We start from the raw sequence: 13,972 nt of genomic DNA on the forward strand, positions 1-13,972 counted from the left end.
ACGGGCTCAGCGTTGAGTTCAATTTAAGCCGGTTTGTAGCTCACTCAAGAGCAAGCGGGGCATAGTTATCCTGTGTCTCACCCAAAGATCGCTTGTGATCGGCGAGTGTAACTTTCGGAATCTCGATCAGCTTCGTATTTTGAGTGTAAAGCACTGCCGCACGCACCTCGCGTCCGGGATAGATTGCTTCGAGTGCACTGACGTAGGCGGCCATCTGGCGAAGCGTTGCACGCGGTATGTCATCTAGGCTTTCGGGCGGGCGGCGGGTCGTCTTGAAGTCAACGACGGTGACGACTTCTTCGGTCACGTGCAGGCGGTCTGCTGTCCCCGCGACCACGATCCCATCCACCTGCGCTGCAAGCGGAACTTCCGCAAGCGCATCGGCACTGAACAATTCAGCGAAACCAGGCTCCACCAACACTGCAAGAGAGCTCGAAAGCATTTCTTCTCTCGTTTTTTCATCAAGATCGCCGGCCTGCCGCGCCAACCAACTGCGCGCGGCGGCTTCGCGTTCAGCAACAGCGAGATCGGGCAGACGTTCGAGCAACCTGTGCATTAGCGTCCCGCGCCGTGCGGCAATTGCGGCAATTTCGGGTGCAAGTGGAGGGTCAGCGCTCTGATCTTCCGCAGCACTGCTCGGGGCGAGCGGTTTGGGGGGACGTGGCTCGGGCCCGATGGGTTTTGTCGCCCACATTGGCAGCGGCTCGGTCCCTGTCGTCGCGGCCGGAGTATCGCTCCCCACCAGCGGATCTGCTCGCACGCCCCACTCGCGCCTCTCCCCCCAGATCGAATCTTGCTGAGGAGGCGCGTCGAAAACCGGGGCGAGCCGCGCGTACCAGCTATCTTCGTGCGGTTCGCCTTTCTTGGCCTGTCTCGGACCAAGCGATCCACCGATGAACACTGCTTCTTCTGCGCGCGTCATCGCCACGTAGAGCAAGCGCCAATGCTCTTGCATTTGGGCAACGCTTGCCTTTTCCTCGGCTGAACGCACGGGGCCGACTCGCTCGTCTTTTGCAAGCGATGGCAGCGGGACTTTGCGCGCGCCATCTCCAGCATTGCCTATTGGATCGTCTGCAAGTTCAAGCGTCCCGCCCTGCCCCGGCTCACCGGTCGCATCGGCAAGGATCACGATTGGGGCTTGCAATCCCTTGGAGCCGTGAACCGTCATCACGCGGACCTGGCCTGTGGCCTCATCCGCATCACGCTTGAGCTCGCCGTCCCCAGCATCGAACCACTCGATGAACCCCGCCAGACTGGGCGTGTGAGCGGCTTCAAACGCGAAGGCCGCGTTCAGCAATTCGTCAATCGGATCATTCGCCTCGCGTCCATGTCGCGCAGCCAAAGCCCGGCGTGCCTGCCATGGACCTGTCAGCAACCATGCCAGCAGTGTCTGAGGCGTCTCGAAATCGGCCCTCGCCAGCAATTCGCGCAGCTTCGAGATCGTCTCTTGAACCCGTGGCGCCTCATGCTTGCGGAGATGGTCCCACAGGCGCTTGCCAGGATCGCGAGGCAAATATTCAAGCAGGTCGTCCTGCGTCCAACCAATGAGCGGCGAAGCGAGAAGGTTTGCAAGGCTTAGGTCATCAAGAGGTTGCGCTGCGAATCTTAGGGCTGCCATCAAGTCCTTGACCGCGAGCGGAGCGCCCAGCCTCAGCCGGTCGACCCCGGCGACGGCAACACCCTTCGCATGAAGCTTTGCCACGATCTGTGCGGCGAGTTCCTTTCGCCGCCGGACCAGCACCATGATGTCGCCGGCACTCGCATGCCGCCGCTTGCCTTTTTCGAGCACGAACGGCTCTTCCTCGCTCACCCAACGGCGAACCTGTTCTGCGATCTTTTCCGCAAGGCGCGTGTCATGTGCTGGCAGCCAATCGCGGTCATCCTCCTCGTCAGGATCATCAGCTGCACCCATCACAGGGTCCCAAAGCGCGACAAGTCCTGGCCGATCAGCGCCGACATGGTCGGCGGGCGCCTTGCTCAATCCAAATGCCTCGTACCCGAGCGTCTCGATCACGCGATTGACGAAATCGAGCACTGGTAATGAGGTGCGATATGAACGTCCGAGATCTAGATCATTCCAAGTCGGCAGCCGGCGATTCTCACGCAGCTCACCAGCGTTCGCTTTCGCATCGTCGATGTGGGCCTTCACCTTCTGCTTGGCGCGCTCGAAATTGTCGGGGCTCGTACCCTGAAAGCCGAAGATCGCCTGTTTGTAATCGCCCACGGTGAAGATCGTGCGGACCTTGTCGCCGCGCGCACCCTCCCCTGCGAAGAAATCGTCGATCAGGGCGAAAACGATGTCCCATTGCGCTGAGTTCGTGTCCTGAGCCTCGTCGATCAGAACATGATCGAAGCTGCGGTCGAGCTTGTAGCGGATCCAGTCGGACGCCTCGCTTTTGCCGAGCAAGGTCGCCGCCTTGCGGATCAAATTGTCGAAATCGAGGAAGCCTTCGCGCGCTTTCGCTTCTTCCCAACGCAGCGCGAAACTGCGCCCCATTTCGAGCGAAGAGGTGAGGAAATCCGCAAGTGCCAAGAGCGCTTGGCGCTCGAAGTACATGGCGACACCATCGGCGATTTCAGCCTGCCGCTCAGGCAGCGATGGATCAACCTTTGTAGGGTTCGCCATTTTGCGCGGCTCGCCCTTCTTGGTGAGCACGGTTTCAGAAAACCGCCCGATCAAGTCGGACCGCTCTTCCACTGAAGCGCCTAGCCACGACGGTATAAAGTCCGCACAAGCCTGCCCAGCCTGCGCTTTCCAATCCCGCATAAGCGGCAACATTGCTGTGAGATGGTGATCGGGGAAGGTGTCAGGGTGAAGCACCTCCTGCGCCCAGGCCGCGTCTGCATCCGCTGGCATATCGAGCATGCGAAGCACGCGCGCACGCATCGGCGGTGCCCAAGAGGCTGTTCCTTCCCACAAGTCCGCAGCCGAAGCGCATCGCATTAGCCAACCACGCAGCGCATCGGGGTCCTTTGTCTTTGTGAAGTGACTGACGGCAGCGGTGAAAGCTTGATCGCCCTTCGCCTCTGCCTCCGAAAGCATCTCGGCAAGCACCTCCCTTGCCAAGAGCTCGCGCTCGCGATCCTCCATCGGGCGCGAACCAGGCGTGAGATCGGCTTCCTCCGGGAAATTACCAAGCAGCCATTGCGAAAAGGCGTGGATCGTATCGATCCTGAGGCCTCCGCCGGGGCAATCGAGCACGCTTGCAAACAGGGTGCGCGCCCTTGCCAGCGTTTCAGGGTCGAAATCAGCGCCAAGGTGTTTGAGCTCTCTCGCGAGCGCGCCTGCCTCAAGCCTCACCCATCGCGCCAGAACCGCGTTGATGCGGTTGGCCATCTCGGCAGCGCCCGCCTTGGTGAAAGTCAAACACAAGATTTGCGAAGGTTCGACGCCGGGCGTCAGCAGCAATCGGAGAACGCGTGCCGACAAGACCTGTGTCTTACCGGTTCCAGCCGAGGCCGAAAGCCAGACATTGTCGCGCGGATTGGCCGCCCCAAGCTGATTGTCTGCGAGAGGGAATACTTCACCGCTCATGGCGCCCCCTCCCCGCCATCGCCGAGGCGCACGATCCATTCCTCGAGCCGCATCAGCTGGTCGTAATCCGAATAACCCGGATAATCGGGGTTCTCCTTGGCGGTGAATGGTGCATCACCGAGGAGATATTTGCTGATGGCGATGTTCAGGAACTCCTCGTGCCTTGGCAGAAATTCCTCAGGCGTCAGCCCTTTCTGGCGCGGGGTCATTTTCAATGGGACGGTTTGATAGCCGAATTCGCCATCGTCCTTTGAGCGTCCCAGTGACCAGTATTCATAGGTTGCGACCTCTCCGGAAAGCTTGCCCTGTTCGAAGGCTCCATGGCGCGCAATCAGGCCAAGAATGCCCATCTGCAGCGCGTAACCCGCCTCGACTTGCGAGGCAGAAGCGGGGCCGCCGGTTTTGTAGTCGACAACCACCAGACGCCCGTCGCCAAGCCTGTCGATCCGGTCGGCACGGCCGCTGACTGGGATGCCATCGACCGACATTTCGCCTCTCGTCTCTGTGACGAGAACGGTGCGACCATCCTTGGCAGCTTCGTCGACCCATTGCTCGAACCGCTCCATCGCCGCAATGAGCCGCGGCTGCCATAAGCCTTTGAACAGAGGATGGACTTTCGCCTCAGCGAACATGCGCTCGGCAAAGGGTGCGATCTTGAGCGTCGGGTGTGCTTCACGCGCCTTATGCCAAGCATCGAGGATGTCGTGCACCAGCGTTCCCCGCAATGCGGGATCGCCAAATGGATCGGCAGCGAGCGGATCGAGGCGCCGAAGGCCAAGGATTTCTTGCGCATAGAATTGGTAGGGATCGCCCAGCAATCGGTCGAGGGCGGTCGCACTGATGCGCACCTTTCGCTGGTCGGCAGTCGGCCTGGGTTGAGGGCGCGGGTAAGCGGGTGCTGGCTCTGGCTCGCGATCGAGCAGCGGCAGCATCGCGGGCGTTCGTTCGTCCCGATGCCTACCAGCCAACTCGCCCAAAAGCGCCTCGACACGAAGGACAAAGCGCGAAGGTAACGTCGGCCCCTCCGCGTCGCGTTGCGATCGGCTCAGAACAACCTCCGGCGCGCCCATTGCACCGGCGAGATCGTGAGCCGCCAGACCAATTCGGAATTCAGCGCCGGGTACGCCCAGCGCCCGCAGCACACCCGGCGCTAGCAGGGCATCCGAGCCGGGAGCCTGCGGCCAGCTGCCCTCATTCAGCCCGCCACAGATCACCAGATCCGCGCGCGCCATTCGCAATTCGAGCAAACCGAGAATCGCAACTCGCGGGTGGCCACCGTAAGGCGGGCGAACAGCCACTTCATCCATTCGGTCGCGCAGAATGCTCGCGATGTCAGAAGGCGAAACCGTTGTAGCGATCTCGCGGGCGTGGAGGCGTAAGTCTTCGAGCAGTCGGGAGAGAGCGCGCCCATCCTCGGCTGCCCACACAGCTTCGGCGGCAAGTCGTTCAGCGCTGGATGCCAACATATCGAGCGACTGTGCCAGAGTGATGGCCTCAGGAAGATCGACGAGAGGCGAGAGGATGTCTTCCACCTCTTCAAACCATTCAGAAACGCCAGCTTCACGCGCAATTTGACGCAAGGGTTCGAAACCCGGAGCGGGCGATGGTCCTCGCAAGGCACGATCAAACTTTCGCACGTTGCGAAGCCATTGTCGGCGCGCTTCTCCATCGCCGCGCTTGACCAAGGGATGCGCGATCAAAGCGACAAGGCCAGCAGGTGCAAGGCCATGCGACATGATATCCGCGAGCAGGCCTAGCAGCCGTCCAGCCGGAGTGAGCGACAGCGCTCGACCAGCAGAATCGTCAGCCATGATATTCCAGCGCTCAAGGTGCTGCGTGACCCGGTGAGCGAGACTTCGATCTGCAGTGACCACCGCGATCCGCTTGGCTGGTTCTTCAAGCGCCTCTCGAACCAGAAGCGCGATCGCCTGCGCCTCTTCTTCGGACGTTGCACTGGTCATCAATTTCACACCGGATAGCCTGCGCTTTTCTGGGCCGAGTTCGACCCAAGAGCGGCTCGCTTTGGGCGGCAGGAAGAGCGAACTGATGGCATGGCTGCGCGCTGGATCGGCTGCGGTCATGCCACTTCGATGCCATGCTCTCACTTCAGCGCGGGCAATTCCCATACGCTCCAGCAGAAGCTTTAGGTGGTATTGCGGGTGAGTGAGCGCATCGGAATGTCCAAAAACCTCTCCTCCTGGCTCTGGCGTTGCGCCAGCACGCCCGAGTTCATCCCACGCTTCATCGGAAAGCGACAAATCGAGGTCGGGAAGGATCACTGCACCGCTTGGCAGATGAGCGATCACGCGCAGCATCCGGGCGAGAGCGGGAGAGGCGCTCGTCACCCCGGCCGCGATGATTGGGGTCTCTGGCGGGATCTCTCTCCAACGCTTACTTGCTCTTTCGAACAGGAGATTGCGCCGCGTCGCAGCGTCCACTTCGCTGTTCTCGTCGAGCCGTGATCGCCAGCGCGCCTGCACCCGGGCAAACAGCCGCAGCGAACCCTTCCAATGCTCGGACAGATCGCCAAGCATATCGAGCACCGCATCGCTGGTCAGGTCCTCCGGCTCTTTGTCCTCAACCAGCAAGCGATCCATCGTGCGCGCAATTTCGCTTGCGAGGCGCATCCGCGCTGCCCCAGGCAGTGGGGGCTTGCCCAGGTCTGCACGCTCCTCTTCGACAAGCTGCGCGAGTTCGAGCAGTCGCCTCGTCGGTTCGACCGCTGGCGGGATTTCGCTCGCACCCAAGGGATCGAGCAGGGCTCCAAGGCTTTCGTCTAGGTCGAGATCGCCAACTGTCACCATTCGCGGCATCAACATTCCAGCGCGATCGTTGTCACCGCACCAACGAATGAATGCCTCGCTCATAGTGCGGGCCGCGCGGCTGCTGGGAACGAGCAGGGTCACTCGCGCCAGACCGAACCCTTCGTCCTCGTAACGAGGGACCAGTCCCGCAACCAGCGCATCGGCAAAGCCGCGATGCGCCGCGATTGAGTAAACCTTCGGCTTGCTCGCCTCACCCACGCCTGAGCGCATCTTCGGTTGGCGCGATCGCCTGCGGGGTTCCGACTTCGAACCATAGTCCTGTGAAGGAAAGCCCGAACAACCGTCCTTCTTCTATGGCGCGATTCCACAGGATGTTCGTGGAGAACTTGCCTTCGGGCGCATCGCGAAGGAGGCGGTGCGAGACAAGCTGGATGCCGGTGTAAATGAACGGTGCGATCCGCCCTTGTGTACGCCGCGACAGCCGACCGATGGGGTCCATATAGAAGTCCCCAGCCCCTGTGAAATTGACTGCCCTTGCGTGGCTCACAACCAGCAGCAAAGCGTCCATCTCGTCCGGACTCCAGCGGGCCGACAAATCGGCAAAGGCATCGCGCGGGCCGTCGATCCAGATGTTGTCGGCGTTAAGGCAGAAAAACGGGTCGGGCAGGTCCTCCCGAGCCTTGACCATTCCGCCGCCGGTTTCGAGCAGTTCTTCGCGTTCATCGGAGATCGAGACCTTCGGCGAAGAGCGCTCTACGACATGCGCTTCGAGCGCATCGGCAAGATAGTGAACATTGACGACCGCTCTTGCGACGCCGTTTTCGGCAAGTCGATCAAGCGCGTGGTCAACCAATGGCTTTCCAGCCACCCTGACAAGCGGTTTCGGCTGTGAAGCAGTGAGCGGGCGCATCCGCTTGCCAAGCCCGGCGGCCATAACCATTGCCGTGTCGCTTGCGAGGGCCGGCTTGTCGCTCATGCTATTGTTCCCCCGCCCTTTTCACGCAGATCGTCAGGGATATTGGATGCAAACCATTTTGCAACCGGTTCGAGCGCGGGATGCTTCAGATCGCGCTCCATCGCATCCCATACGCGCGGGATCATGGCGAGATAGCGCGGTTTGCCGTCCCGCTTGTAAAGGCGCGTGAAAATGCCAACGATCTTGGCATTCCGCTGAGCGCCGAGCAGCGCGTAATCGGCGAGGAAATCTGCGCTCCCTCCCGCTTTGTCCAGATATCGCTCGAGCATCGCGGCTTCGAGCTCTTCCGACACGTCGCGCCGAGCATCCTGCAGCAGCGACACAAGATCGTAAGCCCTATGCCCGGCAAGCGCGTCCTGAAAATCGATCAGACCCTGAGGCGCACGATCGAAGGGGCTTCCCAGAAGCATGATGTTTTCGGCATGGTAATCGCGCAGGACCGTCACCCCGTCGCCCTGTCGCGCAATCAAGGGCGCAAGAGCCGTCTGCCAAGCTGCATCGTAGCCATCGGTGTCGACCCCAAGCCCGGCCGCCGGAGCATACCACTCAGTCAGCAGGCCAGATTCGCGCAGGTAGACCGGCAAATCGTATGCCGGGAACGGACCGGGTGGAAGATCATGCAGCGCAACAAGTGCATCAATGGCCTGCTCGTATGCTGCCTGCTCACCCTCGGGATGATCGTCGAGCCAATCGCGCATCCGATCATTGCCGAAATCCTCGGTAAGTACCCAGCCTTGGCCAGCATCATCGGCAAGAATCTCTGGCGCGCGCATTCCATGCTTGGTCAACCAGGAGGCGACTTTGAGAAAGGGCTCCGGGTCTTCTTCCGGCGGGGGGGCGTGCATCAGCATCGCAGTCTCGCCGCTCGTGCGCCGCAAACGGAAATAACGGCGGAAAGAAGCATCGCCCGGTATCGGTTCGACGGCTGCATCGCCCCAACCTGCGTCCGCGACAAAATCCTCAAAACCCTCAGGCAAGTCAGTCATGGCATCCGCCCTAGCCAATCCGCTCCAGCGCGAGCAATCGCAATCCTGCCCGATCCTTGGGTTTCCAACAGGATAGAGAGGCAGGCTCGCTCGTGCGCAAATCCTCCCGCATGAGACGGCCATTCGGCGATCAGGACGGCCCCATCGCGGTAATCGTCGAGGCCAATTTCCTCCACTTCGTTTGGGTCTTCGAGCCGGTAAAAGTCGGCGTGAGCAATCGGAAGGCGCACAGCTGGTGGATCGTAGGTCTCGATTATCGTAAAAGTCGGCGAAGGCACCTCGCCTTCATATCCAAGCGCTGCAATGACGGCGCGCGCAAGCGTCGTTTTGCCGGCGCCAAGGCCACCTTCCAGCGCAATGACGTCGCCCGACTTGAGCTTGGCAGCGATACGCGCGCCGAACGCGGCCATCGCTGCAAGGTCCGGGAGTTGGAGGCGTCGTTCGTCGGTCATGGCAGCACTATCACAGCGCTTGTGCCGACATCTTTCCTGCTGGTCAGATCAAGCGTGCCACCATGCGCTTCGATCAACTGACGCGCCAACCGGATGCCAAGCCCGCTTCCTTCGCTCATTTCAGAATCATCGGAGTTCAAAGTGCCTTCAGCGCGGGCCAGTTCGTCGGGCGTCATGCCCTTGCCGGTGTCGCTGATTGAAACCTTACCTCTCCAGGCGTCATCATCAGTGGGCTTGGGCAGCTCGATGGTGATCTTCCCACCCTCTGGCGTTGCCTCGATTGCATTGTCGAGCAGATGGCCGAGCGCACGCCCCAATTGACGCGGATCGGCCTCTACCACGCGGCCACGCCTACCCTTGAGATCAAGACCGAGCCCTGCACCGATAATCGCCTGCTCACGCTCGCGCACGAGCTTTGTAAGGAAGGCCAGCAGGTCGATTTCCTCTTTCTCGATCGGAAGCAGGCCAGCCTCGCTTTGTGAAAGGTCGAGCACGTTCTCTACCTGCTCAGTGAGGCGTTCGACTGATGAGAGGATCGCATCAACATACTCACTCGCCCCCTCTCCCAATTCACCTGCAGCACCGCTCTTGAGCAATTCGGCAAATCCGCCGATCGAAGTGAGCGGCGTGCGGAACTCGTAAGACATGTTGGCAAGGAACCGCGCCTTGACCGCGTCAGCCTCTTCAAGCGCGACCGCCCTCTCCCGCAGGGCTTGCTCGGCCTTTTGAGAGTCCGTGATATCGAGGACGGTGAGCAATCCGTTTCCGTCTGGCAGCGGAACACCAGCAAAGCGCAGCGTTCTCCCGTCGGCGAGCACGACTTGCCCTTCCTTCTCGCGCCGATCGAGTGTCGCCGCGCGCACGATCGCGCCGATCTTTTCCGCCTCCCCCGGCCTGCGCAGGTTCTTCCCGATGGCTTCCAGCAGAACCTCGGCACTTGGGTGGGTGTCGAGGAATTCGCTTTCCAGACCCCACATCCCGCCAAAACTGCGGTTCCAGAGTTGGACGGACCCATCCGGCGCAAAGATCGCAAGCGCTTCGAAAAGGCTATCAAGCGTTGCCGTGCGCGTGCGAAGCAGCGTGTCACGCGTCGCCGATAGGGCAAGGCTCTCGGTGCGATCCTCCGCGATCATTACAAGTCCACCATCTGGCATCGGCTGTGCCACGATGCGTAAATGGACCCCGCCCGTAAGCGGCCAATTCTCTTCAACTGCCTCCGATGCGTCGAACCAGGCTCGGTGTTCGCGTCGCCATTCGGGGAAGTCGCGAACCTCAGGGGTGCTGCCATGCTCGCGCGCATCGGACAGGAATTGCTCAAACGAAACGCGGCCCTCAGCCACTTCCGCTGTGATCCCGAACAATCGGCGGAATGGGCGGTTTGCGAAAGCCAGTTTTTCTTCGGAGGTGAACTGGGCCACACCAACCGAGAGCTGGTCGAGCATCGCACGCTGCGCATCGCGAAAGGCGCGGAATTCGCGCGTGACCTGCTGTTGCTCCTCTATGTCCATAGCGTAGCCAGCGACGCCATCGCGTCCGAGCGGAAGATCGGTAACACGCACACTGCGACGCGAGCCATCTATCGTGACGGCAGCATCTCGCTGCGTTTCCTTCTGAGCCTCGAAGGCTTTCCTTGCGATTTGCGCTGGCGATTCACCGCCGCTCGCCTCGAGAAGCTCGATTTGATCCTCAACCACCGCTTCGAGGCTGCCCGCGCCCACCGCCTCGACATATGCGTGATTGACCAACATGAGCCTCATCTCGGGATCGCGGAACCACATCGGCATTGGAGCAGCTTCGATAAGGCCGATCAGTGCCGCAAAGTCGGCCCGAGCCGCGCTGGCGCTTTCCCGAAATTGGGCGAGCTGCGTTTCGCTATTGGTGAAATCGAAAACCCATACGATCGCCGCCCCGCCCGGAGAAACCTGTGGGTCAGCAAGCGTTCCCTGCAAGGCCAACGTCTTGCGCGATCCCGGCGGAGCAAGTGCCATTTCGAAGGGTGCTGCACTCTTCTGCGTCAGCCGCACCTTCTCCCAGAGTTGATCGACCTGTGCCTTCGTTAATCCTGCATCCCCCTCGCCTTCGAGTTCGCTCAGGTAGTTGGGCATCGCTTCAAGCCCAAGCCAGCGCGCCAGCCGTTCCGGTGCCTCAATCCTTCCATCGACCCGCACAAGCAACGGGATCGATGGCGCCGCATCGAGAAGGCTCTGCATCCGCTTGAGCGAGGTTTGCAGCGCTTTGGTTCGCCGCGTCTTTGCTCCTGCGCGCAGGACCAGGACGGCAGCCGCCACCGTCCAGGCAGCCAGCACCAGCGCGATTCCAACAAGAGCAAGCGGGGAAAATTCCATTACATGCAGCTATGACGGAGCACGTCTCCATGCAACCGCACCGGATACGAAAAGCCCCCGCAATTTCGCCGAATTGCAGGGGCTTTCGCGATCAGTCGGTTCTGGATCAGTAGCGGTAGTGATCCGGCTTGAACGGACCTTCTGCCGGAACGCCAATATAGTCGGCCTGCTTCTGGCTCAGCTTGGTCAGTTCGACACCCAGCTTTTCGAGGTGAAGCGCTGCAACCTTTTCGTCCAGATGCTTGGGCAGAACGTAGACGTCGTTCTCGTACTCGTCCGACTTGGTGAACAGTTCGATCTGAGCGAGAGTCTGGTTGGTGAAGCTCGCGCTCATCACGAAGCTCGGGTGGCCGGTGGCGCAGCCAAGGTTCACGAGGCGACCTTTGGCGAGGATCAGCAAATTCTTGCCGTCTGGCAGCGTCACCATATCGGTGCCTTCCTTGATTTCTTTCCACTCGTAATTGTCGAGCGCGGAAATCTGGATCTCGCTATCGAAGTGGCCGATGTTGCACACGATCGCCATGTTTTTCATGTTCTTCATATGCTCGCCGGTGATGACGTCTTCATTGCCGGTGGCCGTCACGAAGATATCGGCACGTTTCGTCGCTTCTTCCATCGATACGACTTCATAGCCGTCCATCGCAGCCTGGAGCGCACAGATCGGGTCGATCTCAGTCACCATCACGCGCGCACCGCCATCGCGAAGCGAGGCAGCCGAACCTTTGCCGACATCGCCGTAGCCAGCAACACAGGCGACCTTGCCGGCCAACATCACGTCGGTCGCGCGGCGGATTGCGTCGACGAGGCTTTCCTTACAACCGTAAAGATTGTCGAACTTCGACTTGGTCACGCTGTCGTTCACGTTGATCGCCGGGAACGGCAGCTTGCCCTGCTTGGCAATCTGGTAGAGGCGCATAACGCCCGTGGTGGTCTCTTCGGAAACGCCCTTGATGTTCTGGACGCTCTTGGTGAGGTAGCCGGGCTTTTCCGCAACGTAAGCCTTGAGCGCGCGCTGGAATTCGATTTCCTCGGCATTGGCTGGGGCGGGAAGCTCTTCGCCCGCTTCAATGCGTGCGCCCCAAAGCGCAAACATGGTGGCATCGCCGCCATCGTCGAGGATGATGTTCGCGGTGAGATCCGGGTCAGCTTCAGTCGACCAGTCAAAGATGCGGCCAACGTAGTCCCAGTAATCAGCCAGCGTTTCGCCCTTGATGGCGAACACCGGAATGCCCTGATCGGCGATCGCCGCAGCGGCGTGGTCCTGCGTCGAGAAGATATTGCATGTCGCCCAGCGTACTTCCGCGCCCAGAGCCACCAGCGTCTCGATCAGAACTGCGGTCTGGATCGTCATGTGAAGCGAACCGGTGATCCGCGCGCCCTTGAGCGGCTGCGATGCGCCGTACTCTTCACGCAAAGCCATAAGGCCCGGCATTTCGGTTTCAGCGATGGCGATCTCGTCGCGGCCGTACTGGGCGAGCGAAATATCCTTGATAATGTATTCCTGAGCAGGGGCGAGCGTTGCCATATCTAATCGTCCTGTATTCGAGTGTCGTCGCGGGCAATCGCCCACCTTGTCGTTATGGCGCAGGCCATAGCGATCTCGATTAAACTGGGCAACTCAATATAAAGTTTTCTTTATATCCTGATATCGCTCGCACCGGCTGGCTTCAGAAAGCAGGCTCACCGATAGCGAGCGTTGGAGATGCTTCCATAAGGCCGGCCATCGAATAGGTGATCCGGATGGACGGCGCCTGCTCCTGAGTAATCGGAGGCTTGGGGGAAGCGAACTCGTCCCCCAACGCAAGGTCGGCTGCCGCTGCAAGCAGTCGCGCATCGGCGTGCTTGCCAAGGCTGCGCGTGAGTGCGGCCAGCTGCGCGCAGGACATCCAGGGATGCCCATCTCCAAAACGGTTTGCGATCTGCACGCCCATCCGGTCGAGCGATCTTGCACTGCCTCCAAGCGAACGCTGCAATGTCGCCCCCGCCCTGTTCAAGGTGGCAAGGTGCGATGAGGCAAAACGCTCATATTCGGCGCGGAAATCGTCGCTACCGTTTCGACAGCGAAGCGATGACACCATCAACATGATGTCGAGCGAGCGAAGTTTGTGCGCCTCACTCGTCTGCGACTGCGCCATGGCGGGCGCGCTTGCCATGCCGAGCAGCATCGCAGCAGGACCACCAATTCCCCTCATCGAACACAAATGCATCGCTATTCTCCTGCTACCTTGCCCGTCCGCACAGAAGAAGATTGAGCGAGACGTTTACCCTCTTCCAAACACGCTTGGTAAACCGATCCTAACCATCGCATGTCCCGGAAAATCAGGCGTTGTGGTGGGCTATGAAGCGCCTATATCGGGCCTCTAATCATCCCCCGACTTCGCCCTAGGGGCGAGTCCGTAAACCATGATGGAGACTACAATGACGATTTCGGTTGGCGATAAGATCCCTGAGGTCACCATGGTCAAAGCGACCGCCGAAGGGCCTCAGCAGGTCTCCTCTTCCGATTATTTCGCAGGCAAGAAAGTCGCCCTGTTCTCGGTGCCCGGTGCCTTCACCCCGACCTGTTCGGCCAAGCACCTTCCCGGCTTCGTTGAGAAAGCCGATGATCTCAAAGCAAAGGGCGTCGACGAAATCGTCGGCACTGCAGTCAACGACGCTTTTGTAATGGGCGCGTGGAACAGCGCGGCTGGTTCTGACGACATCACAATGCTCGCCGATGGCAACGCTGATTTTGCCGAAGCGGTTGGCCTGACAATGGACGGATCAGGTTTCGGCATGGGCAAGCGCGGTCAGCGCTTCTCGATGGTGATCGAAGACGGCACCGTCACCCAGCTCAACGTCGAAGAGCCCGGCGACTTCAAGGTTTCAAGCGCCGAACACATGCTCGGCCAACTCTGATTAGAATGGGGCAGG

Annotated in this window: 9 protein-coding genes; 1 reads left to right on the top strand and 8 read right to left on the bottom strand. The window is 60.4% G+C overall.

The features are described 5' to 3' along the window. Positions 1-40: 40 nt before the first annotated feature. From addA to AC0V6T_RS07710, 8 genes are all read right to left on the bottom strand, one after another. Positions 41-3,535, bottom strand: a complete 3,495-nt coding sequence (gene addA / locus AC0V6T_RS07675) for a double-strand break repair helicase AddA (RefSeq protein ID WP_486125734.1) — start codon at positions 3,533-3,535, stop codon at positions 41-43. Continuing rightward, positions 3,532-6,570, bottom strand: coding sequence for a double-strand break repair protein AddB (gene addB / locus AC0V6T_RS07680; RefSeq protein WP_486125736.1), 3,039 nt, complete (start codon positions 6,568-6,570; stop codon positions 3,532-3,534). The genes addA and addB overlap by 4 nt, the downstream gene beginning before the upstream one ends. Further along, on the bottom strand, positions 6,551-7,276 hold the full coding sequence (locus AC0V6T_RS07685) for a nucleotidyltransferase family protein (protein ID WP_486125738.1): 726 nt from the start codon (positions 7,274-7,276) through the stop codon (positions 6,551-6,553). The genes addB and AC0V6T_RS07685 overlap by 20 nt, the downstream gene beginning before the upstream one ends. Then, positions 7,273-8,262 carry an aminoglycoside phosphotransferase family protein gene (locus AC0V6T_RS07690; protein WP_486125740.1) on the bottom strand — a complete coding sequence of 330 codons (990 nt, stop codon included), beginning with the start codon at positions 8,260-8,262 and terminating at the stop codon, positions 7,273-7,275. Before AC0V6T_RS07690 ends, AC0V6T_RS07685 begins: the two co-directional genes overlap by 4 nt. Beyond that, complete coding sequence (gene tsaE, locus AC0V6T_RS07695) at positions 8,259-8,714, bottom strand: tRNA (adenosine(37)-N6)-threonylcarbamoyltransferase complex ATPase subunit type 1 TsaE (protein ID WP_486125742.1); 456 nt, start codon at positions 8,712-8,714, stop codon at positions 8,259-8,261. The genes AC0V6T_RS07690 and tsaE overlap by 4 nt, the downstream gene beginning before the upstream one ends. Then, a complete protein-coding gene (locus AC0V6T_RS07700) occupies positions 8,711-11,059 on the bottom strand; it encodes a PAS domain-containing sensor histidine kinase (protein WP_486125744.1) in 2,349 nt (782 codons plus the stop codon). Before AC0V6T_RS07700 ends, tsaE begins: the two co-directional genes overlap by 4 nt. 106 nt (positions 11,060-11,165) lie before the next feature. Then, positions 11,166-12,584: an adenosylhomocysteinase gene (ahcY, locus tag AC0V6T_RS07705; RefSeq protein WP_486125746.1), complete on the bottom strand. Its 1,419-nt coding sequence runs from the start codon at positions 12,582-12,584 to the stop codon at positions 11,166-11,168. A 142-nt stretch (positions 12,585-12,726) separates the two neighbouring features. After that, entirely contained in the window at positions 12,727-13,251 is a 525-nt protein-coding gene (locus AC0V6T_RS07710) for an S-adenosyl-L-homocysteine hydrolase (protein ID WP_486125748.1), read from the bottom strand. Between the two features lie 226 nt (positions 13,252-13,477). Here AC0V6T_RS07710 and AC0V6T_RS07715 point away from each other — a divergent pair, with 226 nt between their 5' ends. After that, positions 13,478-13,957, top strand: a complete 480-nt coding sequence (locus tag AC0V6T_RS07715; RefSeq protein ID WP_486128538.1) for a redoxin family protein — start codon at positions 13,478-13,480, stop codon at positions 13,955-13,957. Positions 13,958-13,972 lie beyond the last annotated feature (15 nt).

It is taken from the genome of Erythrobacter sp. S158, assembly GCF_057364915.1.

Excerpts from the sequence above, each read along its gene's own strand:
- addA (WP_486125734.1), bottom strand. The coding sequence starts at position 3,535 with ATGAGCGGTGAAGTATTCCCTCTCGCAGACAATCAGCTTGGGGCGGCC.
- addB (WP_486125736.1), bottom strand. The coding sequence starts at position 6,570 with ATGCGCTCAGGCGTGGGTGAGGCGAGCAAGCCGAAGGTTTACTCAATC.
- AC0V6T_RS07685 (WP_486125738.1), bottom strand. The coding sequence starts at position 7,276 with ATGAGCGACAAGCCGGCCCTCGCAAGCGACACGGCAATGGTTATGGCC.
- AC0V6T_RS07690 (WP_486125740.1), bottom strand. The coding sequence starts at position 8,262 with ATGACTGACTTGCCTGAGGGTTTTGAGGATTTTGTCGCGGACGCAGGT.
- tsaE (WP_486125742.1), bottom strand. The coding sequence starts at position 8,714 with ATGACCGACGAACGACGCCTCCAACTCCCGGACCTTGCAGCGATGGCC.
- AC0V6T_RS07700 (WP_486125744.1), bottom strand. The coding sequence starts at position 11,059 with ATGGAATTTTCCCCGCTTGCTCTTGTTGGAATCGCGCTGGTGCTGGCT.
- ahcY (WP_486125746.1), bottom strand. The coding sequence starts at position 12,584 with ATGGCAACGCTCGCCCCTGCTCAGGAATACATTATCAAGGATATTTCG.
- AC0V6T_RS07710 (WP_486125748.1), bottom strand. The coding sequence starts at position 13,251 with ATGAGGGGAATTGGTGGTCCTGCTGCGATGCTGCTCGGCATGGCAAGC.
- AC0V6T_RS07715 (WP_486128538.1), top strand. The coding sequence starts at position 13,478 with ATGACGATTTCGGTTGGCGATAAGATCCCTGAGGTCACCATGGTCAAA.